This window comes from Variovorax sp. J2P1-31, from assembly GCF_030317215.1.
Taxonomy (GTDB): domain Bacteria; phylum Pseudomonadota; class Gammaproteobacteria; order Burkholderiales; family Burkholderiaceae_C; genus Variovorax.
The window spans coordinates 159212-183925 of the sequence record NZ_JASZYA010000002.1 but is presented as its reverse complement, the minus strand read 5'-3'; the positions used below and the strand labels follow the sequence as shown (position 1 = coordinate 183925).

The 24714-nt window shown below is 69.6% G+C and carries 24 protein-coding genes; 8 read left to right on the top strand and 16 right to left on the bottom strand.

Features of this window, described 5'->3' with window-relative positions; genetic code table 11:
- Positions 1 to 2 precede the first annotated feature (2 nt).
- Entirely contained in the window at positions 3 to 857 is an 855-nt protein-coding gene (locus tag QTI20_RS11985) for an IclR family transcriptional regulator (protein WP_286551117.1), read from the top strand.
- 14 nt (positions 858 to 871) lie between these two features.
- On the opposite strand, the gene QTI20_RS11980 is transcribed toward QTI20_RS11985, so the two are convergent.
- Genes QTI20_RS11980 through QTI20_RS11920 form a run of 13 tightly spaced genes read right to left on the bottom strand, consistent with a single transcriptional unit; the run spans position 872 to position 12103 of the window.
- Positions 872 to 2401: an aldehyde dehydrogenase family protein gene (locus QTI20_RS11980; RefSeq protein ID WP_286551116.1), complete on the bottom strand. Its 1530-nt coding sequence runs from the start codon at positions 2399 to 2401 to the stop codon at positions 872 to 874.
- Positions 2402 to 2424: 23 nt separating this feature from the next.
- Positions 2425 to 2853: a cupin domain-containing protein gene (locus QTI20_RS11975; protein ID WP_286551115.1), complete on the bottom strand. Its 429-nt coding sequence runs from the start codon at positions 2851 to 2853 to the stop codon at positions 2425 to 2427.
- Positions 2850 to 3596 (bottom strand): ribonuclease activity regulator RraA, encoded by a 747-nt coding sequence (locus QTI20_RS11970; protein WP_286551114.1) that lies wholly within the window; start codon positions 3594 to 3596, stop codon positions 2850 to 2852. The genes QTI20_RS11975 and QTI20_RS11970 overlap by 4 nt, the downstream gene beginning before the upstream one ends.
- Positions 3593 to 4312 (bottom strand): fumarylacetoacetate hydrolase family protein, encoded by a 720-nt coding sequence (locus QTI20_RS11965; RefSeq protein WP_286551113.1) that lies wholly within the window; start codon positions 4310 to 4312, stop codon positions 3593 to 3595. Before QTI20_RS11965 ends, QTI20_RS11970 begins: the two co-directional genes overlap by 4 nt.
- The gene (locus QTI20_RS11960) at positions 4309 to 4734 is read right to left on the bottom strand and encodes a RidA family protein (protein WP_183025396.1); all 426 of its coding nucleotides are present in this window, start codon (positions 4732 to 4734) and stop codon (positions 4309 to 4311) included. Before QTI20_RS11960 ends, QTI20_RS11965 begins: the two co-directional genes overlap by 4 nt.
- Before the next feature lie 43 nt (positions 4735 to 4777).
- Entirely contained in the window at positions 4778 to 5722 is a 945-nt protein-coding gene (locus tag QTI20_RS11955; protein ID WP_286551112.1) for a VOC family protein, read from the bottom strand.
- The gene (locus QTI20_RS11950; RefSeq protein ID WP_286551111.1) at positions 5719 to 6468 is read right to left on the bottom strand and encodes an ABC transporter ATP-binding protein; all 750 of its coding nucleotides are present in this window, start codon (positions 6466 to 6468) and stop codon (positions 5719 to 5721) included. Before QTI20_RS11950 ends, QTI20_RS11955 begins: the two co-directional genes overlap by 4 nt.
- Positions 6455 to 7246, bottom strand: coding sequence for an ABC transporter ATP-binding protein (locus QTI20_RS11945; RefSeq protein WP_286551110.1), 792 nt, complete (start codon positions 7244 to 7246; stop codon positions 6455 to 6457). The genes QTI20_RS11950 and QTI20_RS11945 overlap by 14 nt, the downstream gene beginning before the upstream one ends.
- The gene (locus QTI20_RS11940; RefSeq protein ID WP_286551109.1) at positions 7243 to 8097 is read right to left on the bottom strand and encodes a branched-chain amino acid ABC transporter permease; all 855 of its coding nucleotides are present in this window, start codon (positions 8095 to 8097) and stop codon (positions 7243 to 7245) included. Before QTI20_RS11940 ends, QTI20_RS11945 begins: the two co-directional genes overlap by 4 nt.
- The gene (locus QTI20_RS11935; RefSeq protein ID WP_286551108.1) at positions 8070 to 9011 is read right to left on the bottom strand and encodes a branched-chain amino acid ABC transporter permease; all 942 of its coding nucleotides are present in this window, start codon (positions 9009 to 9011) and stop codon (positions 8070 to 8072) included. Before QTI20_RS11935 ends, QTI20_RS11940 begins: the two co-directional genes overlap by 28 nt.
- Positions 9008 to 10168 (bottom strand): ABC transporter substrate-binding protein, encoded by a 1161-nt coding sequence (locus tag QTI20_RS11930; protein ID WP_286551107.1) that lies wholly within the window; start codon positions 10166 to 10168, stop codon positions 9008 to 9010. The genes QTI20_RS11935 and QTI20_RS11930 overlap by 4 nt, the downstream gene beginning before the upstream one ends.
- Complete coding sequence (locus tag QTI20_RS11925) at positions 10165 to 10794, bottom strand: RidA family protein (RefSeq protein ID WP_286551106.1); 630 nt, start codon at positions 10792 to 10794, stop codon at positions 10165 to 10167. Before QTI20_RS11925 ends, QTI20_RS11930 begins: the two co-directional genes overlap by 4 nt.
- 52 nt (positions 10795 to 10846) lie before the next feature.
- The gene (locus QTI20_RS11920) at positions 10847 to 12103 is read right to left on the bottom strand and encodes a flavin-dependent oxidoreductase (protein ID WP_286551105.1); all 1257 of its coding nucleotides are present in this window, start codon (positions 12101 to 12103) and stop codon (positions 10847 to 10849) included.
- A 284-nt stretch (positions 12104 to 12387) separates the two neighbouring features.
- On the opposite strand from QTI20_RS11920, the gene QTI20_RS11915 reads away from it, so the two are divergent.
- From QTI20_RS11915 to QTI20_RS11890, 6 genes are all read left to right on the top strand, one after another.
- Entirely contained in the window at positions 12388 to 13344 is a 957-nt protein-coding gene (locus QTI20_RS11915) for a LysR substrate-binding domain-containing protein (RefSeq protein ID WP_286551104.1), read from the top strand.
- Between the two features lie 444 nt (positions 13345 to 13788).
- Positions 13789 to 16245: an alkaline phosphatase family protein gene (locus QTI20_RS11910; RefSeq protein ID WP_286551103.1), complete on the top strand. Its 2457-nt coding sequence runs from the start codon at positions 13789 to 13791 to the stop codon at positions 16243 to 16245.
- A gap of 118 nt (positions 16246 to 16363) precedes the next feature.
- The gene (locus tag QTI20_RS11905) at positions 16364 to 17779 is read left to right on the top strand and encodes a cytochrome-c peroxidase (RefSeq protein ID WP_286551102.1); all 1416 of its coding nucleotides are present in this window, start codon (positions 16364 to 16366) and stop codon (positions 17777 to 17779) included.
- Positions 17776 to 18402 carry an SEN1982 family lipoprotein gene (locus QTI20_RS11900; RefSeq protein WP_286551101.1) on the top strand — a complete coding sequence of 209 codons (627 nt, stop codon included), beginning with the start codon at positions 17776 to 17778 and terminating at the stop codon, positions 18400 to 18402. The genes QTI20_RS11905 and QTI20_RS11900 overlap by 4 nt, the downstream gene beginning before the upstream one ends.
- Before the next feature lie 61 nt (positions 18403 to 18463).
- Complete coding sequence (locus QTI20_RS11895; RefSeq protein WP_286551100.1) at positions 18464 to 19135, top strand: SEN1982 family lipoprotein; 672 nt, start codon at positions 18464 to 18466, stop codon at positions 19133 to 19135.
- A gap of 1 nt (position 19136) precedes the next feature.
- Complete coding sequence (locus QTI20_RS11890; RefSeq protein ID WP_286551099.1) at positions 19137 to 20018, top strand: 2OG-Fe(II) oxygenase; 882 nt, start codon at positions 19137 to 19139, stop codon at positions 20016 to 20018.
- On the opposite strand, the gene QTI20_RS11885 is transcribed toward QTI20_RS11890, so the two are convergent.
- Positions 20015 to 20842 carry a hypothetical protein gene (locus QTI20_RS11885; protein ID WP_286551097.1) on the bottom strand — a complete coding sequence of 276 codons (828 nt, stop codon included), beginning with the start codon at positions 20840 to 20842 and terminating at the stop codon, positions 20015 to 20017. The two genes, QTI20_RS11890 and QTI20_RS11885, sit on opposite strands and share 4 nt — an antisense overlap.
- An 81-nt stretch (positions 20843 to 20923) precedes the next feature.
- Positions 20924 to 21364: a MarR family winged helix-turn-helix transcriptional regulator gene (locus QTI20_RS11880; protein ID WP_286551096.1), complete on the bottom strand. Its 441-nt coding sequence runs from the start codon at positions 21362 to 21364 to the stop codon at positions 20924 to 20926.
- Between the two features lie 71 nt (positions 21365 to 21435).
- On the opposite strand from QTI20_RS11880, the gene QTI20_RS11875 reads away from it, so the two are divergent.
- Positions 21436 to 22596: an FAD-dependent oxidoreductase gene (locus QTI20_RS11875; protein ID WP_286551094.1), complete on the top strand. Its 1161-nt coding sequence runs from the start codon at positions 21436 to 21438 to the stop codon at positions 22594 to 22596.
- Positions 22597 to 22621: 25 nt separating this feature from the next.
- Here the strand turns inward: QTI20_RS11875 and QTI20_RS11870 are convergent, their stop codons facing one another.
- Positions 22622 to 24508: a CocE/NonD family hydrolase gene (locus tag QTI20_RS11870; RefSeq protein WP_286551093.1), complete on the bottom strand. Its 1887-nt coding sequence runs from the start codon at positions 24506 to 24508 to the stop codon at positions 22622 to 22624.
- Positions 24509 to 24714 lie beyond the last annotated feature (206 nt).

Sequence of the window (24714 nt, the reverse complement as noted above, 5' to 3'; positions counted from 1 at the left end):
CTATGCCATCGAACCCCTCTTCCCTGCCCACCGCCCTCCCCGCCCCCCGCACCGGAACGGACGAAGGGACCCGGGAGGAAGGGCCGCAGGACGGCAACAGCTCGTCGACCTCCGTCATCTCGCTGCGCATCCTCGAGGTGATGGCCGAGGCCAATGCCGAGCTGGGCGTGACCCAGCTGGCCGAGCGGCTCGGCATGCCCAAGGCGCGCGTGCACAGGCACCTGAGCTCGCTGCGCCAGGAGGGCTATGTGATCCAGAACGCCCGCAGCAGCCGCTACAGCGTGGGCTGGCGGCTGTTCCTGCTGGGCCAGAAGCTGGTGCGGCAGTTCGATGTGGTCAGCCTGGCGCGCCCGGTCATGGAGGAGCTGCGCGACCAGGTGGGGCAGACCATCGTCATCACCACCTTCACCGACAACCACGTGGTCGTGCTCGACCTGGTGCGCGGGCACAGCCAGCTCGAGATCCTGCTGAGCTCCGGCACCGAGTACAAGCTGCACACCGTGGCGCAGGGCAAGATCGTGCTGGCCTTCGGCGCCCCGGCGCTGCTGGAGCGCCTGCTGACGCATCCGCTGGCGGCCGCCACGCCGCACACGATCGTCGACGCGGACCGCCTGCGCGCCGAGATCGACATCGTGCGCAAGCGCCGCTGGGCCGAGGCGCCCGAAGAGGTGTTCATGGGCGTGAACGCGCTGGCGGCGCCGATCTTCCACAGCGGCGGCGAGCTCTTCGGCGCACTGGCCATCGTGGGCTCGATCCATTTCCTGCCGGCCCAGGCGAACCCTGCGACGGTCGAGGCGCTGAAGAGCGCCGCCGACAAGGTCTCGGCGATCCTGGGGGCGCCGCGCACGGCGCCCTGAAGCCCTGCTGAACCCTACAGCGCGATGCGCTGGTCCCAGGGCGATTCGCCGCCCCAGTTGATGCACACGCTCTGGCGCCGCATGTAGCCCTTCCAGGCGTCGGAGCCCGCGGTGCGGCCGCCGCCGGTTTCCTTCTCGCCGCCGAAGGCCGCGCCGATGTCGGCGCCGGTGGTGCCCATGTTGACCTTGGCGATGCCGCAGTCGCTGCCCTGCGCCGACAGGAACAGTTCGATGTTGCCCAGGTTCGAGCTGTGGATGCCCGAGGCCAGGCCCTGCGGCACGCCGTTGTGGATCGCGATCGCTTCCTCGAGCGTGTCGTAGGTCATCACGTAGACGATGGGCGCGAAGGTCTCGTGCTGCACGCAGGGCCACTCGGGCTTCGTCTGCGTGATCAGCGTGGGCTCGACGTAGTGGCCCGGCCGGTCGATGCGCCTGCCGCCGTAGACCACCTGGCCGCCCAGCGCCACCGCCTGCGCGATGGCGTCCTCGTAGTGGCCGATGGCCGGCGCGTCGACCAGCGGGCCGATCACGGTGCCGGGCTCGCGCGGGTCGCCGACCTTGATCTGCGCGAAGGATTGCTTGAGCAGCTGCACCAGTTCGTCGGCCACCGTGCGCTGCACGATCACGCGGCGCGTGCTGGTGCAGCGCTGGCCGGTGGTGCCGACCGCGCCGAAGGTGATGCTGCGCGCGGCCAGCTTGAGGTCGGCCGTCTCGTCGACGATGCAGCCGTTGTTGCCCGAGCACTCGAGCATGTAGCGCCGGCCCAGCGCCGCGCCCACGATGTTCGCCACCTTGCGGCCCACGCCGCTCGAACCGGTGAAGGAGACCAGCGCCACGCGCGGGTCGGCCACCAGGCGCTCGGCCACGGCGTTGTCGTCGGGGATGAAGAGCGTGAACACGCCCTCGAAGCCCAGCTCCTGCATCGCCTGGTTCGAGAGGTGCTGCAGCGCCAGCGCGGTCAGCGGCACCTTGGGGCTGGGCTTCCAGACCACGGTGTTGCCGCCGATGGCCGCGAGGAAACCGTTCTGCGCCCAGACCGCAGCCGGGAAGTTGTAGGCCGAGATCACGCCCACCACGCCCAGCGGCAGCCACTGGTCGTACATGCGGTGCTTGGCGCGCTGCGACTGCTGCGTGAAGCCGTAGAGCATGCGCGACTGGCCGGCCGCGAGCGCCGCCATGTCGATCAGCTCGCGCACCTCGCTGCGGGCTTCCATCAGCGACTTGCCGGTGTCGAGCGCCACCACCGCCGCCAGGCCCTCGTGGTGCTGGGCCGCGAGTTCGCCGATGCGCGCGACCAATTCGCCGCGCCGGGGCGCGGGCACCATGCGCCAGCGCTCGTGCGTGGCCACGGCCGCGGCCATCACGGCCTCGTAGTCCTGCGCGGTGGCGCCGGCCACGCGGGCCGTGACGGTGCCGTCGGCGGGGTTGACCGCCTCGAAGGCTTTGCGGCCCTCGGTGGCGCTCCAGCCGCCGGTGCCGGTGCAGGCGCCGCCGTGGACCGGCTGGATGTGGAATTCGGAAAGGACTTCTTGGGTGTCGAACATGGGAAGACTCTGGATGCGAAGACTCAGGACTTGGACAGGAAACCGCCGATGCTTTCATCGGTGTGGAACACGGGCTTCTCGTAGTAGTGCGGCCCGTCGTAGATCTCGATCAGCACGCTGCGCTCGTGTGCCAGCGTCGGGCCATGGGGATGGTCCTTGGGGTTCATGTAGAAGGAGCCCGCGGTCAGCGTGAGCTGGCTGTCGGTGTACTCGTAGCGGCCTTCGAGGCAGTACATGAACTGGTTGGACGCATGCGAGTGCTTGACCGGGATGCGCCCGCCCTTCTCGTACTCGAGCAGCGCGATGCTGGCGCCGGTCTCGGCGTTCTTCCACAGGAAGTACTGCCGAAAGCCGTACTCGGGAAAGTCGATCCATTGCGCGGCGTCCAGATCCTGCGTGCGGATCAGCACCTCCAGCGTCTTCATCAGGGCTTCGTTCGGGACCGGGTTCATGGCGTGTGCTCCAGGGGGGGACGGCCGGCCGCGACCCAGCCGTCGTATTCCTTGCGGCTTTCCGGGGTCGCCGGAAACAGTCCGAAGATCGAGCGGCCGCCGGCGATCTGCTGCTCGGCGAAGGCCTCGTACTCGACCGCGTCCAGCGCCTCGGCCGCGACCTCCTCGACCAGGTGCTGCGGGATCACCACCACGCCTTCGCCGTCGCCCACCAGCACGTCGCCGGGGTAGATGGCCACGCCCGCGCAACCCACCGGGCCGTTGAGCTCGACCGGGTGCATGGCGATGGGCGTGGCCGGCGGCGCCGACTGGCGCTGGTAGGCCGGCAGGCCGGTCCTGCGGATCGCGGGCGTGTCGCGGTAGCCGCCGTCGGTGACCACGCCGGCCACACCGCGCTGGCGCATGCGCGCGGCCATCAGGTCGCCGGCCGCGGCCGAGCGCACGCAGCCGCCGGTGTCGATCACCAGCACATGGTCGACCGGGCACTCCTCCACCGCGCGCCGGTGCAGGTTGTCGTTGCGGCCGTAGTTGGCCATGGTGTCGATGTCCTCGCGCGCCGGCATGAAGCGCAGCGTGTAGGCCGGGCCCACCAGCTGCGGCTGCTCGGGCGAGAGCGGCTGCAGACCCAGCAGGTAGACGTTGCGAAAGCCCCGCTTGAGCAGCGCGTTCGCCACGTTGGCGCTGCCGACCTGCACCAGCTTGGCCCGGGTGTCGGCGCTCAGGGTGTACTCGGACGTGCTCATGGCTGCGTCCCTTCGGACGCCGGCGTGATGCGCACCTGCAGCGTGCCCAGCCCCGCGACGCTGGCTTCCAGCAGGTCGCCCTCGACCACCGCGCCCACGCCTTCGGGCGTGCCGGTGAAGATCAGGTCGCCGGGCGCGAGCGTGAAGTAGCGCGACAGCGCGGCGATGATCTCGCGCGTCGACCAGATCAGCTTCGACAGGTCGCTGGCCTGGCGCGGCGCGCCGTTCACGGTGAGCGCGATCGCGCCCTGCGTGAGCTCGCCGGTCTGGTCCAGCGGCACGATCGGGCCGACCGGCGCGCAGCGCTCGAAAGTCTTGCCGATCTCCCAGGACTTGCCGCTCTTGCGCATGGCCAGCTGCAGGTCGCGCCGGGTCATGTCGATGCCGATCGCATGGCCCCAGATGTGCGAGGCCGCATCCTCGACGGCGATGTTCGCGCCACCCTTGCCGATGGCCACCACCAGCTCGACCTCGTGGTGCAGGTTCTGCGTCTGGGGCGGGTACGGCACGGGCACCGCGCCCATCGGATTCGACACCACCGTGTCGGTCGGCTTGCAGAAGAAGAAGGGCGGCTCGGCGCGGGGGTCCACACCCATCTCGAGCGCGTGGTCCGCATAGTTGCGCCCGACGCAGTAGACGCGCCGCACCGGAAAGGCGCCGCCGCCGGCCACCGGCACCGAGGTGACCGCGGGTGCGGGCAGGACGAAACCGGTCATGCGCCACCTCCCACCTGCTGGGCCGGGCGGCCGCCTTGATTGAGCACCGCGACCGCCTCGATCTCGACCAGGATCTCGGGCTGTGCCAGCGAACTCACCTCGACCAGCGTGGCGACCGGGAACGCGCCCTGGAAGAACTCGCGGCGCGCGCGCCAGACCTCTTCGCGGTGTTCGATGCGGGTCAGGTACATGTTGATCTTGACCACGTCCTGCATGGACCCGCCGGCGGCGGTGACCAGGTGCTGGATGCGTTCGAAGATCAGCCTGGCCTGCGCGTACTCGCCGCCGCCCGCGGGCGCGAGCTGCTTGTCGCGCGCGGTGAGGCCCGCGATGTAGACGGTGTCGCCCACGCGCAGGCAGTTGGACCAGGTGCCCGGTGCGGGCTCCGTGACCTCGGGGCTGATGATGTGTTGAATGGCCATGTGTGTGTTGTGTGTGGCTCGGTTGCGAAAGGATCCGTGCGGATCACTCGAAGAAATCGGCGGGCGGCTTGGCGCCCCACTGCGTGGTCTGGTCGGCGGTGCCGGCGAAGATGGTGGGCACGTGCGTGCCGTTGACCACGTCGCCGTCGGTGTAGTGCTCGATGCGGAAGCCGAAGGGGTCGCGCCAGTAGTCGAAGATCTGGCTGCCCAGCAGGTGCCGGCCCACGCCGCAGTCCAGCGTGTGGCCGCGCTCCAGCAGGAAGTCGTGCGCCGCCATCACCGCATCGAGGTCGCTGACCTCGAAGGAGCAGTGGTGCACGCCGGGCCGGTCGGTGCCCAGCACCAGCATGCAGTGGTGGTCGACCAGCGCGTCGCCATGGTCCACCCGCAGGAAGGTGCCGATGGGTTGCGTCGGGGCGTCGGGGATCGCCAGGTAGTCCGAGGCGATCAGCCCGAAGCGCTGCTGCAGCCAGGCGACCGAGGCCTGGTGGTCGCTCACGTGCAGCACGAAGTGCCCCAGGCGCTTGACCGGCGAGGCCTGGCGCGCGATGCGCACGGCGGTGTTGACCCGCGGCTTGGCCTGCGCCGTGTTGAGCGGGATCGCGTCGCGCACCGGCAGCGGCGCGGCGGGCACGGCGCCGTGCACCGCATCGATCTCGAAGCCGTCGGGCATGCGCATGCGCACCCGCTGGCCGCCGCCGGGCACCTCGGCCGCGGACTCGACCGGGCCCGAGCCCGGCAGGGCCGCGAGCCGTTCGAGCGTGGCGGCATCGGCCACGCTGAAGCCCGCGCCCAGGAAGCGGTTGTCGTCGCCCCGCACCGCCTCGTAGACGAAGGGCGCCTCGCCGGTGCCGCGCATGAACAGGCGATGGCCGTCGCCGGCTGCGGCCGGCACCATGCCGAAGTCGCGCAGGAAGCTCTCCATCACGGCCAGGTCGCGGACCTGGTAGCGCACGTAGAGCGCATCGATGGCGTGGTTCGTCGTCATGAAGTCAGTTCCTCGTGGGATGCAGTGGCGGGGTCCGCGCTGGCGGCGTGGCCCAGGATGGACTCGACCAGGTCGCGCCGCGCGCGCGCGGCCTCCGAGGTGCCCGACCACACGAGCCGGCCCGAATCCAGCACATAGGCGCGGTCGGAGAAGGCCAGCGCCTTCGACAGGTTCTGCTCGACCAGCAGCACCGCGATGCCCTCGCCGCGCAGCTTCTGCAGCGCCTGGTAGCAGATGTCGACGTTCTTGGGCATCAGGCCCAGCGAGAGTTCGTCGATCAAGAGCAGCTTGGGCTCGGCCATCAGCGCGCGGCCGATCGCCACCATCTGCTGCTCGCCGCCCGACAGCGTGCGGCCCAGCGAATCGAAGCGCTCGCCCAGGCGGGGGAACAGGTCGAGCACGCGTTCGATGTTGCGCGCCGTGGCCTCGCGCGGCCGGCTGTAGCCGCCCACCACCAGGTTCTCGCGCACCGTCATGTCGCCGAACAGCTTGCGGCCCTCGGGCGACAGCGCGATGCCTTCGAGCACGCGCTTCTGCGGCGGCAGCGGCGCCAGGTCCTTGCCGTTGAAGCGCACCGTGCCCGCCTGCGCGCGCACATGGCCGGCGATGCATTGCAGCGTCGAGGTCTTGCCCGCGCCGTTGGGGCCGATCAGCGCGACCACCTCGGACGCGTTGACCTGCAGGTTCAGCCCGTGCAGCACCACGGCCGAGCCGTAGCCGCAGGAGAGGTTGTCAATGTTCAGCAAGTGCGGCTCCTTCGCCCAGGTAGGCCTCGATCACGGCCGGGTCGGCCATGACCTCGGCGGCGGGCCCGTCGGCCATCTTCCGGCCGTTGTTCAGCACCACGATGCGCGGACAGATCCGCATCACCTCGGCCAGGTTGTGCTCGATCAGCACGATGGTCACGCCGCGCTGGTTGAGCGAGCGGATCAGGTCGGCCAGGCGCAGCGCCTCGCCGTGGCCCAGCCCGGCCAGCGGCTCGTCCAGCAGCAGCAGTTGCGGCCGCGTGGCCAGCGCGCGCGCCACCTCGAGCCGCTTGAGCACGCCCAACGGCTGCGCCGTGGGCAGCTTGTCGGCCAGCGCGGCGATGCCCACCATCTCCAGGCAGCGCATGGCTTCGTCGCGCAGCGGGCGGCGGTCCACCGTGGCCAGCGCGCGCCAGGGCGTGCGGGTGATGGCCGAGCCGGCCGCGAGCACCACGTTCTCCAGCAGCGTCATGCTGCGGAAGGGCCGCACGATCTGGTGCGACAGCGCGATGCCGCGCTGCGCGCGCCTGGCGGCATTGAGGCCGTTGAGCGTCTCGCCGCGGAAGCGCACCGCGCCCGCCGTGGGGTCGACCACGCCGGAGATCAGGCGCAGCAGCGTGGTCTTGCCCGCGCCGTTGGGGCCCAGCAGGCCCAGCAGTTCGCCGTCGCGCACCTCAAAGGACACGCCGTCGACCGCGACGATGCCGCCGAAGCGCACGCCCACGTCGTCGATCACCAGCAGCTCGCCGCCGGCCTTGTCTTGCACCTTCGCGTTCATGCCGCCCTCCCCCCGCGCAGCCGCGCGGCCTGGCGCAGCACCAGCGGGAACAGGCCGCCGGGCACGAAGCGCATCATCATGAAGAGCAGCAGGCCGAAGACCAGCAGCTTGTAGTCGTTGATGAAGCGGAACCATTCGGGCGCCAGCGTCAGCAGGGTGGCGGCCAGCACGCTGCCCCAGATCGAGCCCATGCCGCCGATCACCACCATCGCGAGGATCATCACCGACACCGGGAAGCCGAAGGCCTCGGCACCCACCGTGCCCAGGTAGTAGGCATAGAGGCAGCCGGCCACGCCGGCCAGCGCGGTGCCGAGCGCGAAGGCCGCCAGCTTGAAGCGCGGCGTGTCGATGCCCAGGCTGCGCGCGGCGATCTCGTCGGCCGCCACGGCCTCGAAGGCATAGCCCAGCCAGCTCTTCTTGACCCAGGCGCAGAACAGGCCCGCGGCCACGGCGCACAGCACCACGAAGTAGGGGAAGAAGTCGCCCAGCGCGGTCTCGGGGATCTGCGAGATGCCGAGTTCGCCGCCCAGCGCGTCGCTGGTGCGCACCACGCCGAGGAACAGGAAGCCCGCCGCCATGGTCGCGATGGCCAGGAAGTCGTCGCGCACCCGCAGGCTGCAGAAGCCCACCACCAGCCCGAAGACCCCCGCCGCCAGCAGCGCCAGCGGCAGCGTGAGCCCGAGGCCGAAGCCGGCCTTGGCCAGCAGGGCCGTGGCATAGGCGCCGACGCCGAAGAAGGCGGCGTGGCCCAGGCTCACCTGGCCGCAGAGGCCGGAGATCAGGTTCAGGCTCAGCGCGAGGATCACGTTGATCGCCACCAAGGTCAGGATGGACGTTTCGTAAGCACCCACTTGGCCGCTCCCTTCAGTTGCAGTGTCTTGGCGAGCCCGCCGGTGGCGCGCGCGGGCCCCGAGAACAGGCCTTCGGGCCTGATCAGCAGCACGCACAGCATGGCCGCGAATGCGATGCTGTCGCGGTCGAGGTAGTTCGAGAGGTAGGTCGCGCCGAAGGCTTCGACCAGGCCCAGCAGCAGCGCCGCGACCAGGGTGCCACCCATGTTGCCCAGGCCGCCCAGCACGATGATGGCCAGCGCCTTGTAGCTGGGCACCGCGCCCATCGAGGGCTCGACCAGGTTGTTGAGCACGCCCACCATCACGCCCGCGGCGGCGGCGAAGGCCGAGCCGATGGCGAAGTTCAGGTAGCGCACCTGCCGCAGGCTCACGCCGCACGAAGCCGCCATGCGCGGCTCGCTGACGGTCGCGCGCCAAGCCATGCCGATGCGCGTGCGGGTGGCGAACAGCGCCAGCCCGCCCAGCAGCACGCAGGCCATCACCACCACCGCGATCTCGGCGTACTTGATGCGCATGCTGCCCAGCTCGATCGCGCCGGCCAGCGGCGGCACGTGGTACGACAGGCCGTGGTCGCCGAACACCAGCCGCAGCAGCTCCTCGATGGCGAGGAACATGCCCACCGAGGCGATCAGCGGCACGTAGGGCGGCTGGTCGAGGATGGGCTCGTAGCACAGGCGGTACATCAGCACGCCGCAGACGGCGACCAGCGCCATCGACAGCACCAGCCCGAGCGCGAAGCTGCCGGTGGCGTTGGTGATCACCAGCCCCAGGTAGCCGCCGAGCGCGAACAGCCCCGCATGCGCGATGTGCAGGATGCGCAGCAGCCCGAACACCATCGCCAGGCCGATCGCGATCAGCGCGTACACCGCGCCGTTGATCAGCCCCTGCGACGAGAGGTTGAGGAACAGGCTCATTGCTCGGGCGGCGCCAGCAGCGCGGCGTCGTCGATCACGCCGAAGCGTTCCCACTTGCCGTTGCGCACGATGCTCAGCGGGAAGCTCTTCTTCACTTCGTGCAGCTTGTTGAAGCTGATGCGGCCGATGGCGGTCATCACCTCGGTGGTTTCCAGCGCGGCGCGGATCTTCTCGGGCTCGTCCGACCTGGCCTTGCGGATCGCGGCGGCCAGCGTGGTCACGGCCGCGTGCGTCGAGGTGGCAGCGGCTTCGGCCTTGCTGTTCGTCGCCTTCTCGTAGGCCTTGAGGAAGTCGGCGATCTCGGGCAGCTGCGAGCCCCAATCGATCACGTTGGTGATGACCGTGCCTTCGGCGGCCTGGCCGGCGATGTCGATGTACTGCTGCGAGCTCAGCGACTCGGCGCCCACCACGTCGGCCGTGATGCCCGCGCTGCGCAGCTGCGCGACCAGCGGGCCGGCGGTGAAGTAGAAGCCGGTGGCGTAGATCACCTCGGGGTTGTCGGCCTTGATGCTCGCGATCAGCGGGCCGAACTGGCGGTCGCTGGGCGCGTACTCGTATTCCTTGAGCAACTGCACGCCGAACTTGGGCGCGGCCTCCTTGAAGCCCGCGGCCAGGGTCTTGCCGAAGTCGGTCTTGATGGTCAGCAGCACGGTGCGCTTCTTGCGCAGCACCTCGCCCACCAGCTTGGCCGCGGCGCGGCCCTGCACCTCGCCCACGCTGGTCACGCGGAACATGTAGTTGCCGGTGCGCGTGATCTCGGGCGCGAAGGCGATCGAGGCGATGTAGGGAATCTTGGCCTTCTGGAACACCGGCGAGGCCGCGCGCGAGGGGCCGGAGAAGCCGGCCGACACCACGGCGCGCACACCGTCGCCCACCATGCGGTTGGCGATGGGCACGGCCTGCTCGGGCTTGCCCTGGTCGTCGTAGACCACCAGTTCGAGCTTCTTGCCGTTCAAACCGCCGGCACCGTTGATCTGCTCGACCGCGAGCTTGGCCGCGGCCAGCCCGGCATTGCCGTCGGCCGCGGCGGGGCCGGTGAGGCCGGCCTGGAAGCCGATCTTGGTGGTGGTCTGGGCCAGGGCGCCGCCGACCAGCGCGAAGCCGCACAGCAGGCCGGCCGCGAGGCGGGCGAATCGGGGGGTGGAACGCGGGCTCACTTCTTCTCCTCGGGTGCGGCGGACACCAGCGTCGCCGTCGGTTTCAGTTCAACGAAGGTCTCCATCTCCACCGCCACGCCGAAGGGGCCGGCCACGATGCCCTCGGTGGTGCGCGCATGGCGGCCGGCATCGCCGAAGACCGAGACGTAGAGCGCGGAGCAGGCGTCGGTCACCTTGGTCTGGTCGGTGAAGTCGGGCTGCGAATAGACCTTGCCGCGCACGTAGACGATGCGCTGCACCTGGTTCAGGTCGCCCAGCACCAGCTTCAGGCGCGCGATCTGCCGCACGCAGGCCAGCTTGGCCGCGACCATCGCGTCGGCCACGCCGACCTGGTCGGGCACCCGGCCCTTGACGAACTGGCCATCGGGCCGCTGCGGCGCGGCGCTTGACAGGTAGAGCATGTTGCCGACCTTGACCGCGTCGACGTAGTTGCCGAAGGCCGGCTTGAGCACCGGCAGCTGGCCGTCGGCGAAGCCGAGCGCGAGCAGCTCGGTCTTCAGGCGCGATTCGATCGTGCTCGCGGGTTGGGCTGCGGGTGGTTGTGGCTGCGCGAAGCCCGACACCGCGCAGGCTGCGAGAAGCAGCGCGGCGGTCAGCGAGCGGATCGGCTTGAAGCGTGGAGGCATGGCTGGCTTTCTGAGGTGTGGTAACGAAAAGGGAAGGAACAGCTGCGCGATCTCAGGGCCGCGCGACGCTGTAGGAAGGCCGGTTGTTGAGGCTCTCGACCGCGAAGCCCGCGAGCCGCTTGAAGGCATCGGCGCGCTCCTGCAGGTCTTCGGCGCTCAGCACGTCGTGGATGTGGGCGAAGCCGTTGGGCGCGCGCTCCTCGACGATCTCCATGACCAGTTCCGGGCCCAGGGTGCGGTTCTGCAGCGCGATGTCGCGCATCGGCGGCAGGCGCTCGGCCTCGTAGCGCAGCAGGCCTTCCTGCGGCTTGTCGCGCGTGGCGGCCAGGTGGTGCGCCAGCACGCGGCCGTCGACCACCGCCTGCGAGCCGGCCTGCGAACCCACGGGGTGCATCGGGTGCGCGGCGTCGCCGAGCAGCGTGACGCGGCCGAAGGTCCACTGCGGCACCGGATCGCGGTCGACCTTGGGGAACTCGAAGACCTCGGCGCCGGCCTTCATCAGCGCGGGCACGTCGAGCCAGTCGAAGGTCCAGGCATCGAAGGCGCCGGAGAACTTGCTGCGGTCGACCTTCTGGTTCCATTCCTCGCGCGGCGGGCCGTCGCCGCTCTGGCCCAGCTCGGCGATCCAGTTGAGGATCACCGTGCCGTCGGCCTGGTTGCGCATCGGGTAGCACACCAGCTTCTGGTTGCGGTGGCCCGCGATGATCATGGTGCTGCCGCCCAGGAAGGGCGCGGCGCTGACCGCGCTGCGCCACATCAGCTGGCCGCCGTAGCGCAGCGGCTGATCGGGGTAGAAATGCTTGCGCACCACGGAATGCAGGCCGTCGGCCGCCACCAGCACGTCGCCGCGCACCGGGGGCAGCGGCGCGCCGGTGACGCTGTCGACGAAGTGGGCCGTGACGCCGGTTTCGTCCTGTTCGAAGGACGCCAGCCGGTGGCCGGTGTGGATGCGCCCGGCGCCCAGGCGCTCGCGCGCGGCCTCGAGCAGGATCACCTGCAGCGTGCCGCGGTTGATCGCGTACTGCGGCCAGTGGTAGCCGGCCTCGCGGCCGCGCGGCTCGCTCCAGATGCGCTGGCCGCGCTTGCTGTAGAAGGCCAGTTCCTGGATCGCGACGGCCTGGCTGTCGAGCGCCTCGGCCAGCCCCAGCTCGCTGAGTTCGCGCACCGCGTTCGGCTGCAGGTGGATGCCCAGCCCCATGGCGGCGATCTGCGGCGCCGCTTCGTACACCTGCGCCCCGATGCCCGCGGCATGCAGGCTCAATGCCGCAGACATGCCTCCGATTCCACCCCCGACGACAATCACTTCCATCGACTCGCTCCTCTGGTCCATGAGAAAAAACACTGCTTGATCGGGGACGGATCGTAGAAGCCTTGCGATTTATGACAATTGAATATTGAGCCGCTTCCCTTTACCGTCTGGTTAAGGCCCGAAAAAGCGGCAAGCGCATGCACCACGGCGGCTCACCACAGGCTGACCCGAGAGTTGCTACGCTTCTCTCCTGCGCGATGGGCAGCCACCCGCCGCGCCAGACCCAACCAATTGGTAAATGGAGGCGCACCATCCCGGTGCAAACTCGAGAAGGAACACCGTTCATGGCGAAGCTCGATTGGTACATCCGCGCCGGCCTCAAGCCGCGCCACTTCCAGCTGCTGGTGGCGCTCGACGACTACCGCCAGATCGGCAAGGTCGCGGCCTCGATGAACGTCACGACGCCCGCGGTTTCCAAGGCCCTGACCGAGCTCGAGGAAGGGCTGGCGATGAAGCTGTTCGACCGCAGCGTGCGCGGCGTCACGCCCACGCCTTTTGGCGAATGCATGATCCGCGGCGCCAAGATGATGATGCGCGGGCTGGCCGAGGTGGGCGACGAGCTGCATGCGCTGTCGCATGGCGTCACCGGCAAGATCCGCATCGGCGTGCTGCCGTCCTCCGCCATCTCGCTGCTGCCCGCGAGCCTGCTCAAGCTCAAGAAGCTCTCGCCGGCCACGCCGGTGATCGTGCGCGAGGCGACGATGGACGTGCTGCTGCACGAGATGCGCTCGGGCGCGATCGAGCTGATCCTCGGCACCCTGCCCCTGCAGAAGGCCGACACCGGCGTCGAGGAAGAGGTGCTGTTCGAGGACCAGACCACGGTGGTGGTGCGCGCCGGTCACCCGCTGGCGCGCCAGAGCAGCCTCGAATGGGTGGACCTCGCGCCCTACGCCTGGATCCTGCCGCCCGAGGGCTCGCTGCTGCGCGAACCGCTGTCGCAGTGGTTCAAGGACAGCGGCCTGCCCGAGCCGGCCAACGCGATCGAGACGCTGTCGGTGTCCTTCATCCGCAGCTACCTCGCGCACAGCGACGCGATCGCCACGCTGCCGGCCTCGATCTCCAAGGAGTTCGACAAGGCGCGCGTGATCGAGGTGCTGCCCCTGCCGCTGCCCTCGCTGGTGCGGCCCGTGGGGCTGCTGTGGAGCGTCGGCCGGCCGCTGTCGCCCAGCGCGAAGCTGCTGCGCGACTGCCTGCGCAAGACCATCGCGCAGCAGACCGGCGCGCTGTCGATGGCGGGCTGAGCCGGCGCATCCCGCGCCACGCCTTCATCCCGAGGACGGCGCGTGCAATGCGCGCTTCCGCAGCTTCGACCCCGCAGCGGTGCTTCGACGCCCGGACCCCGCGGGCAACGGCAGCACGGCCGTATTTTTTGCAAATTGTTTCCAATTCCCCGCCAATTCAACAGGTCAGGCCGGCGTCAGCGAATTGATTCAATAGGTCAGCCGACCGTCAGAAATAGAGGTCAATTGGTCAGGCCCCGGTCAGATCATTGAATTAACGCGGGCAAATCGACCGCCGCCTTTTACCGGATTGGCGCGGCGTGGAAGCCCTGCCTGACACACAACTGTCACCAGGCATTTCTACATTGCCCCTCGACGCGGCGCTTCGTTCTTTTTAAAAGAAAACGACGCCCGAATTCCCGCACGGCCGGCCCCATCTTCCATCACCCACACCCCAAGATATATATGTTGATTCTCGAAAAAAGAGTCTGGCTTACGTCATTGACGACCATTGCGGCTTGCGTGCTCGCCGCTTGCGGCGGCGGGAATGACGGGAGCAGCGGCTCCGTCCCGGTCACGCCGCCGCCCACCAACACCAGCAGCAGCACGACCTACAGCGGCGTGGTGGCCGCCAGCGGCTTCGTGCCGGGCAGCAGCACGGGCAATCCGACGCTCAAGGCCGGCTACTACCAGAAGGCCACGGTCTTCGTCGACAGCAACGGCAACGGCGTGCTCGACAGCGGCGAAGCGTCCGCGGTCACCGACGCCAGCGGCAAGTTCACGCTGACGACCACCGGCACCGGGCCGCTGGTGGCCGACATCGGCACCGGCGCCATCAACACCGCCACCGGCGCGCCCGTGGCCAGCCACCTGATCCTGCGCGCATCGGCCGAGCAGATCGCCGACCAGGGCGTGGGCAAGGTCGTGATCAGCCCGCTGTCGAGCGAAGCACAGCGCCTGGTGGAAGCCAACGGCAGCAGCTACGCGGCCGAGAAGGCCAACCTCGCCGCCCGCCTCAACGGCCCGGCCTTCAATCTCGGCACGGCCGCGGTCACCGATCCGCTGGCCGACGTCAACACCCTGAGCGGCGCCACCCAGTACGCGGCGCTGTACCAGGACAACGAGCTGACCAACCGCTACACCTACGCGACGACCAAGCTCGACCGCAAGGACCTGTTCCCCGACAACCTGGCGGTCGCCGGCGGCGACCCACGCCTGGTCGGCCTCACGGGCGTGACCCTCACCAACCGCGACGGCAGCAACGCCACGCCCTCGGTGCCGACGCAGAAGCAGGCGCCCATCACCTTCGCGCAGGCGCAGCAGGCCGCCTTCAACGTGGAAGGCGTGCCGGCCTACGACAACATCTTCGTGGTCATCGAGGAGAACAAGTCGACCGACGTGATCGTCGGCAACTCGCGGGCCGTGAACATCAACTACATCCTGAACAAGTACAACCAGCTCAGCACCTACTACTCGACCGGCAACCCGTCCGAGCCCAACTACACCGCGCTGGGCGGCGGCGACGACTTCGGCATCACCGACGACAACTGGTTCGGCTGCGGCGCGGTCGCCGGCACCCCCTATGCCGTGACCGACGTCGCCTTCACCGGCGGCACGGCCTCCGACGGCCAGCCCCTGCCCGCCCAGGGCAAGCTGCCGCCCGCGACCAGCGCCAGCCGCGCCGGCTACAGCGCGGCCAGCACCACCTGCGGCGACAACCCGACCGGTGGCACCGTGCACAACATCCCCGGCGACAACCTGTTCACGCTGATGTCGAAGACGGGCCGCACCATCCGCACCTACAGCGAGTCGATGAACCCGGGCCAGGACGTGCGCGCCGACAGCATCGCCGACCCGGCCATCACCGCCACCTACGACGCGACCAATCGCCTCAACGGCTTCACCAACCTCGACGGCTCGACGCCCAACCTCGCCGGCACCCCCAACTTCGGCGTGGTGAACGGGCTCTACAAGGTCAAGCACGGCCCGTCGATCGCCTACCAGAGCGCGCGCAACCTGCCCGAGTTCGCGGCCACCAACCGCACCATCTTCGGCACGCAGTACCAGGAAGCCGACTGGCTCAAGGCCACCGCCTACCCGGTGCCCAGCGGCTGGGTCTACGACCAGTTCAGCAAGGACCTGGCCACGGGCGACGTGGGCAACATCAACTTCATCGTGCCCGACCAGTGCGACGACATGCACGGCGTGGGCAGCGACACGAGCTGCGTGAGCAACAACAACGGGCAGGCCAACGGCGTGATGCGCGCCGACATCTACCTGGGCATGGTGGTCAAGAAGATCCAGAGCTCGGCGCTGTGGAAGAACCCGAACAAGCGCGTCGCGATCGTCGTGATGTACGACGAAGGCGAAGGCGGCAGCAACGGCTCCTGCTGCGGCTGGAACGCGGGCGGCAAGAACTCCGGCGCCGCTCCGGTGACGGTGGACGCGAACGGCAAGGCCACGGCCACCGCCGCGCCGAGCAACTACGCCGCGGGCAACTTCGGCCACGGCAACTCGATCTTCGGCATCATCTCCAACCAGCAGGACGTGGGCACGGCGAAGAAGAACGTGGCCGACAGCGACGCCTACAGCCACTTCTCCTTCGTGCGCACGCTGCAGGACATGTTCCAGATCGCCGACCCGGCGGTCGACGCGAGCTACCTCAACCGCGCCAAGTACACCGAAGCCTTCATCACGGCCAACATCACGGCCCTGCCGGAATTCGCGGGCAGCGCGGACACGCACTTCGACTCGGTGCGGCCGATCAACCATGCCTACGTGATCCCGGGCAACTACACGCAGAAGCTCTACGCCGCCGACATCGTGGGCCAGGTCGACACCCTCACGGGCAAGCTCGAAGGCCAGATCACGCCGCAGGTGGGACCCGACGCGAGCCAGACCAACGTCTGGGCCACGCACTGAGCCGAACACCGCCCTTCGGGGCGGTGATGTTCCAGGCAGGCGCCCGCGCGGCGCCGCCTGGAACTTTTTTTCGTGAGGCAGCGCTCGCGCGCTGCAACGGTGAATGATGAATCTGCGAATGCAAAAGACGGCCCTGCCGGCCCTGGCGCTCTCGGCGGCGCTGCTGGCCCTGGCAGGCTGCGACGACAGGAGCGTGGCGACGGCGGCCATCCCCGCCGACGCCACTGGCGCGGGGCCGCGCGCCCCGGCGCTGAGCCCGGGCGCCCAGGTCGGGCAGATGGTGTTCTTCGACAAGAACCTCTCGGGCGGCGGCAACATGTCGTGCGCGAGCTGCCATGACCCGCAATACGCCTACGGGCCACCGAACAGCGTCTCGGTGCAGCTGGGCTCGGACCCCGCGCTGTACGGCGTGCGCGCCGTGCCCTCGCTGCGCTACCGGGAATCGACGCCGGCCTTCGACGACGACGCGCCGAACCCCGACGGCGTGACCAGCAACTCGCCCGGTGGCGGCTTCATGGCGGACGGCCGCGCGGCGACGATGGCCGCCCAGGTGGCGCTGCCGCTGCTCAACCCGCTCGAGATGAACAATGCCTCGAAGGACGCGGTGGTGAAGGCGGTGCAGCGCAGCAGCTACGCCGAGCTGTTCAAGAAGGCCTACGGCGCCGACGTGTTCGACGACACCGACAAGGCCTTCGACGCCGTCGGCAGCGCGATCCAGGCGCTGGAGACCGAAGACCTGAGCTTCCATCCCTACAGCAGCAAGTACGACCTCTATGTGTTCAACAAGGCCGGCGGCACGCTGACGCCGGCCGAGCGGCGCGGCGAAGTGCTGTTCCACAGCACCGGCGTGACCAACTGCTCGGGCTGCCACTACACCGGCGCCAACTTCAACGGCAACTCGGGCCTGATGACCGACTTCACCTACCAGGCCCTGGGCGCGCCGCGCAACGACCGGTCGATCCCGAACAACCCGGACCCGATCCCGGCCAACGACGACCCGGCCTACTTCGACATGGGACTGTGCGGCCCCTACCGCACCGACCACCTGCCCGCCACGCCGGGCACGGCCAACCCCTACTGCGGCATGTTCAAGGTCCCGGTGCTGCGCAACGTGGCGACGCGCGGCGCCTTCTTCCACAACGGCGTGCTCCATTCGCTGGACCAGGTCGTCAACTTCTACAACACGCGCGACACCAACCCCGAGTACTGGTACCCCGCCGACCCCGACGGCACCGGCGCGCCGCGGGCCAACCCGGGCTGGGCGCTGCAGCCCACCCATGTGCCGGGCGCCACGGTGCGCAAGTACAACGACCTGCCGCGCGCGCAGCAGGGCAACGTCGACGAGGAAGTGCCGCTGGGCACTGGCGAAGGCGGCGACAAGACGCTGGCCAGCGGCACGCAGCCGCGCGCACCCGGCGCCACGCCCGTCATGACGCCGCAGCAGATCGCCGACCTGGTCTGCTTCCTCGGCGTGCTGAGCGACGGCTACCAGCCACCCGCCAAGGCGCCGACCACCGGCCGGTGCGTGAAATGAAGACGAACATCCGCTCGATCCCGCTGCGACGCGTCGGCGCCTCCCTGCTGCTGCTGGCCGCGCTCGCGGGCTGCGGCAACGACGCCGCGCGCTTTCCCAACCACGAGAACTTCACCGCGACGGTCAACGACTACCTCGCGCAGCGCGGCCATGTGTGCCTGGCCAAGTACAGCTGGCCCATCACCGTGCCGGCCGGCTCCCATGAACCCGACGCACAGCAGATGCCGGTGCTCGAGAAGCTGGGGCTGGTGCGCGGCAAGGACGTGGCTGCGGCGCGCGAATACGCGCTGACCGACGCAGGTCGCCAGCACTACCTGCAGGTGCCGGTGGTGGTGCGCACCACCACGCAGACGCTCACGCACCCGGCCGACCTCTGCGCCGCCACGCTGAGCCTGGACCGCCTGATCGGCTGGGACCCGCCGCAGACGCGCGACGGCCGCACCGCCACCTCGCTGCTCTTCACCTACCGCATCGCGACCGACGCCTGGGCCACCGCCCCCGAGGTTCAGCAGGCCTTTCCGCTGCTCGCGCGCGCCATCCAGCGCGAGGGCACGATGCAGGTGCGCCTGGGCGTGCACCTGACGCGCAGCGGCTGGGTCGCGGACGAACTCGATGTGCATTGAAGCTGCGCAGCCGTGCATCGCGGCCGCCGCGGCGGCTCCCCACACCTCCACCCGAAACCCCATGAATCTCCGCTCCCTCCTCCCACGCCCGCGCATCGACACCTCGCTCAAGGCGCTGACAGGCCTCGCCCTGGTCTGCGCGCTGGCCGCCTGCGGCCTCGGCCACGATGCCAAGGCGCCCACCGCCGAGAACCTCGCAGGCCCGCTCGACGACTACCTGGCCCAGCGCGGCGACCTCTGCCTGGCCATGTTCGACTGGCCGATCGACCTGAGCGAAGCCGAAGCCGGTGCCGGCGCGCGCCATGCGGTGCAGTTCCCGGTGATGGAACAGCTGGGCCTGGTGCACAGCAGCATCGTCCCGGTGCCCAAGAGCGCAGAGAACCCGGACGGCGCAGTCAAGCGCTTCGAGCTCACCGAGGCGGGCCGCGCCTTCTACAAGCCGCACCCCTACGCCGCCCGCGGCACCGAACACGCCAAGGACTTCTGCGTGGCGCACCTCAAGCGCGAGAAGATCGTCGACGTGAAGGTCGAGGCCGCCGACGCGCGCCATTCTTTGGCGGTGGTGAGCTACACCTACCAGATCGATCCGGCGCCCTGGATGCAGGACGCCGACGCGCAACGCGTGTTCCCGATGATCGCGCGCATCATGAAGGGCGCGGGCGGCGCGCTGCAGCTGCGCCAGGGCTTCACGCTGGGCGACAAGGGCTGGGTCGCGCACATGGGTCCGGCCTGAGATGGGCACCGTCGTCCGCTTCTCGCCCGAGCTGGGCCGCTGGCTCGCGCATCACCTCGGTGCCGGCCAGATGCCGCAGGCGCTGGTGGCGACGATGCTGAAGCAGGGCATGAACGAACGCGCCGCGCAGGCCATCGTCGCGGCCCACGTGGCGGCGCGGCAGCGCGGCGCGGCGATGCCGGTCGACGCCATCGAACTGCCGGACGAGGCGCCCGCCAGGCCCGTGGCACGGCTCGCGCCGGGCACGCGCATCCGCGCGGCCGACCGCGACATCGCCGTGCACCTGCGTGGCGAGGACCCGGTCTTCGCCGCGCTCGGCAACGTGGTCGATGCCGGCGAATGCCTGGCCCTGATCGCCATGGCGCGACCGCGCCTGAAGCCTTCCACGCTGGTCGACCCGATGAGCGGCCGCGACGTGGTGAGCGACCGTCGCGCCAGCTGGGGCATGTTCTTCCGCCTGGCGGAGAACGAGCTGGTGGCCCGGCTCGACCGGCGCCTGTCGGCGCTGATGAACCTGCCGCTGGACAATGGCGAGGGCCTGCAGCTGCTGTACTACCCCAACGGCGCGGGCAGCGAGCCGCACCACGACTACCTGGCGCCCACCAACGCCGCCAACCGCGCGTCCATCGCACGCAGCGGCCAGCGCGTGAGCACGCTGGTCACCTACCTCAACGACGTGCCCGAGGGCGGCCAGACCGTCTTCCCGCAGCTGGGCCTCGCCTTCTCGCCGGTGCGCGGCCATGCCTGCTACTTCGAGTACGGCGACGACCAGGGCCGGGTCGATGCGCGCTGCCTGCATGCCAGCGCGCCCGTGACCGGCGGCGAGAAGTGGGTCATGACGAAGTGGATGCGCGAGCGCCGCTTCGTCCCGGCAGACTTCTAGACTGCCGCGCGCTCGCCTCGCCACGGCGATGCCGTGGCCAGCCGCGCCGCCCGCCAGGTGAGCCACAGCATGCCTACCGGCACGATCAGGGTCTGGACCAGGAACACGACCATCAGGTCGACGATCTTGTCGGCCCAGCCGCTCGCGGAATCCAGCAGCAGCTGGTAGCCGGCCTTGAGGTCCGGCAGGCCGCTCCACCAGCGCTCGAAGCGCTCACGCATCGTTTCCTTGGAAGGCACGGCCGGCGTCGCCGTCGCCACCTCCTGCGGCGTGCGCTCCACCAGCGTCAGCGCCTGGTCGTGCTTGCCCTTCATGTAGCGCTCGTACAGCGCCTCGTTGGCCACCGCCGTCAGCGGCACCGCGAAGCGCGCCAGCAGCAGCACCACCAGCACCGGCTGCAGCCAGCGCGCGTAGCGTCCCTGCTGCAGGAAGGTGAGCGCGAGCCAACCCACGACCGCGATGCTCAGCAGCACGGCGACGGCCTGGCTGCCGCCGAAGTCGAGCAGCACCAGCTGCACGCCGAAGGCCACGCTGGCCGCCAGCATGGCGCTCGCGAAATGGTCCACCAGCTGGTTGAGCGGTTGCAGCACCTGGCCCGGCGTGGTGCCCACGCCCACGCCGCCGGGCTTGATGTCGACCTGCGTGCCCTGCGCCACGGAGATCACGGCGCCCAGCGTGCGCGCGGCCGCGAAGGCCACCAGCGCGCGCTTCATGCCGGCCTGCAGGCTGTCCCGCGCGGGCACTTCGAAGGAGGTGGTCCAGGCGCCCAGCAGCACGATGACGGTCAGGAACAGCGCGAGCGCGCGTCGGAAGGACAGGTTCATGGGCCCCAGCTTAAAGGCGGCCGGAGACCATCGCGCCGCAAGACCCTGCCGATCCGTCGAGCAAAGCGCCCCGGCGACCGGCTACATCCCGCCCATGCGCTCGACGTTGGCGTTGAGCCGCGTGAGCAGCGCCATCAGCTGCGCCATGTCCTCGGCGGAGAAGCCCTCCAGCACCTGCTGCGCATGCGCGTCCATGACGGCCTTGGCCTTGGGCAGGCGGCGCGTGGCCAGCGGGGTCAGCGAGATCAGGCGGCTGCGCTTGTCGTCGGGGTCGGGCACACGCTCGACCAGGCCGTCGCGTTCCATGCGGGCCAGCAGCTGCGCCATGCTCGGCTGCTCGACCTGGGCGATGCGCGCCAGCTCGGCCTGCGATAGCGTCTTCCGCTCCTTGAGCGAGACCAGCACCGGCAACTGCCCCACGGCGAAGCCGAACTCGCGCAGCCCGTCGTCGGCGATGCGCGTGAAGCCGCGCGTCACGCGGCCCAGGAGCTTCAGGGGATTGAAATTTTCTGCGTCGGTCATGGGGCCATTCTATCTTCATAGGAACCTATTGATATATAAATAGGACCCTATCATTTTTCGGGAGATCCGAAATGCACAAGCATCCACGCATCGCCATCGTCGGCGGCGGCCCCGGCGGGCTCACGCTGGCACGTCTTCTCCACCTCTCGGACATCAAGGCCACGGTGTTCGAACGCGACGCCCATCCGCTCGAGCGCCCGCAGGGCGGCACGCTCGACCTGCACGAGGGCTCGGGCCTGCTGGCCGTGCGCCGCGCCGGCCTCGAGGACGCCTTCCTGCGCGTGGCGCGCTACGACGACCAGGGCTCGCGGCTGCTCGACATGTCCGGCCGGCTGCTGTTCGAGACGCCCGATGCCGCGGCCGGCGACCGTCCGGAGATCGACCGCACCGCGTTGCGCGAGATGCTGCTGGATTCGCTGCCCGCGGGCTGCGTCCGCTGGGGCAGCAGCCTGCGCGCGCTGCAGCCACTGGAGGACGGGCGCTGGCAGCTGGACCTGTCCAGCGGTCCGGCCGGGCCCTTCGACCTGGTGGTGGGCGCGGACGGCGCGTGGTCGCGCGTGCGGCCGCTGCTCTCGCCCTACAAGCCGCAGTACAGCGGCCTGACTTTTGTCGAGTTCGGCATCGACGACGTCGACGCCCGCCATCCGGCGATCTCGAAGCTCGTGGGCCGGGGCAAGGTCGGGGTGGAGGGTGAGGGCAAGGAGATCATCGCGCAGCGCAACGGCAACGCCCACATCCGCGGCTATGCCATCTTCCGCGTGCCGGCGGACTGGGCCGCGCAGCGCTTCGACTTCGCGTCACCGGCGGCCGTGCGCAGCGGCCTGCTCGAGGAATTCCAGGGCTTCGAAGAGCGCGTCACCGACCTCTTCCGGGCTGCCGGCGACCGCTTCGAAACGCGCCCGATCCACGCCTTGCCCGTGGGCCATTGCTGGGCCCACCGGCGCGGCCTCACGCTGCTCGGCGATGCCGCGCATGTGATGTCGCCCTTCGGCGGCGAGGGCGTCAACACGGCCATGCGCGATGCGGTCGAACTGGCGGCGCGACTGGCGGGCACCGGCGACTGGGGCCCCGCCGTCGCGGCCTACGAAGCGGAAATGTTCGAACGCGTCACCGAGGCCGCGCAGGGCTCGGCCGACGCCGCGGCCATCCAGTTGTCGCACTTGGGCCCGGCCCTGACCCTGCAGCATGTGATGCAGATGCATGGCGCGCATGCCGCTCGCCCGCAGCGGTAGGCCCAAGTCGAGTCGGCCCGGCGCCTCAGGCCGGCGGGCGCGGCCCGACGCCCGCCGGCACCGCGATCACGCTGTTGCGGCAGGGCTGGCGCAGCGTCGTGTCGCAACTCGGCAGGGCCGCGGCATGCGGGTAGCGCAGATGCCCCAGCACGATGCTCGAGGGAAACTCGCTGTTGTGCCAGATGCTGTTGGTCGAGGGCGCGGTGTTGTGGCCGAACACCCAGTAGCCGGTCTGCGCGGGCGAGTCGATGGTCACCCGGATCGCCGAGCCCGCACGGAACACATGGGCGAAGCGCTGGATCTCCACCCGCGCCAGCACCGGCACGTTCGCCGACAGGGGCCCGAGCGCGTCCGCGGTGAAGATCTGCCAGGGGCGCAGCACCGTCGTGCGGGTCGGGTCCAGGGCGCGCTTGGAGGCCCGCAGCCATCCGCGCTGCACGAACATCTCCTTGCCATCGGGCCGCACTTCCGACACGGTCACCTGCAGGTCGGTGTCGGCCGCGGTGGCACTGAGCCACACATCGGCCGAGCCTTCGCCGTAGAAGCTCAGGTCGTCCGGCAGCTTGGGCGTGGTGAAGGTCAGCTGGCCATCGGCCGCCGTCACCGATTGCCAGCCCTCGTCTGCCGGATTGTTGACGGCCGGACTGCTGACCGGGTAGCGGTAGGTCGACGGCAACGACGCATTGACCGGAGCGATGTCGCCAAGGCCGCCGCCCGCCTGCATCCACAGGCGCATCGGCTTGACCGGCAGCGGCAGGCGATCAAAGGTCGCCACCGCGTTCGGCACGCCCGTTTTCTGCATCTCCTGCAGCAGGCGCACGTGCGGCTCCTTCTCGAAGCCGTTGTCCTGGCCCTTGACGAAATGGTCGAGGAAGCGCTTGTACGTGTCATCGGTGATGTTGGTGCCGTGCTCGCCGTTGGAGCCGAGGAACCACATCTTGTCCCGTGCGATGGTGTCCTCGTAGTAGCCGGCGCGCGGACCCACCTGCTCGTCCTGCCAGGACACGTTGGTCAGCACGGGAATGTCGATCTTGGGCGTCTCCAGGTACGCGCTGCGCTGGACGTAGAGGCCGTCGGCATAGGGGTTCTGCAGCCACTGCGTCAGGTCCAGCTCGGGCCGCTTGATCTTCTCGATGTTGTCGGCCACGGTCTGGGCGCACTCGGTGTCGCCGTCGAGCTGCGCCGCGACCGCTGCCGCCTGGCTCCAGATCGGCGGGAAGTTCCCCCACCAGGCGGCCGGGAAGCCGATGTTCTTGATGCCGCCCGGATAGCCGACGTCGCGGTACGGATCGGCCACGTTCTTGGCCGGCGTGATCGCGAGCAGGCCCTTGGGACGTTGCGCCGCCACCCACAGCTGGTTGTAGCCCGAGTAGGACGCACCGATCATTCCGATCCGGCCGTTCGACCACGGCTGCTTGCCGGCCCATTCGACGGCGAAGGCGCCGGCCGCGCCGGTCGAGGCGTCGAACACATGGTCGTCGCCGGTCGAGCAGCCGGTGCCCGGCACGTTGATGCCCATCGCCGCATAGCCCTCGGCCACCCAGCGCTGGCTGAGCCCGGGCGTGGAACCCGCGATGTAGCCGTCGTACTCCACCAGCACGGGGAAGGGGCCGGGGCCGGGCGGCAGGAGCAGCGAATAGCGCATCTTGTTGCCGTCGGGCAGCGTGATGTAGCCCCACTTGCGGACCGGTTCGGTCTCGGGTGTCACGACCGGCTCTTCGGGCTGGGGCGTGGGCGGTTTCACCGATGGCGTGTCGGGCCCCGTGGCCACTGGCGGCACCGTGGGGGTCGGGGTCGATGCGCCACCGGACGAACCACCACCGCAAGCGGCCAGGCCCACGGCGAGCGTCGATATGGCGGCCAGCGAGGCCGCGAATTGCCATCGCTTCAAAGGCTTGGAAGTCTTCGTCATTCTTGTCTCCGTTCTTGTTGAGGAACGCGCACCGGCGCTGCTGCCAGCGCGCGTGGTCGATCACTTTTTTGGGTCTCGGCGTTCGATGCCACCCCGTGGCACGTCGAACCCAAAAAATTCTAAGAACGCAACGACGGGCGTCGCTATCCCGTGCGCGCCAACGCAATGACTTTGGCGACGGCTCGCGCCTCGCGCTCGAGAGGGTG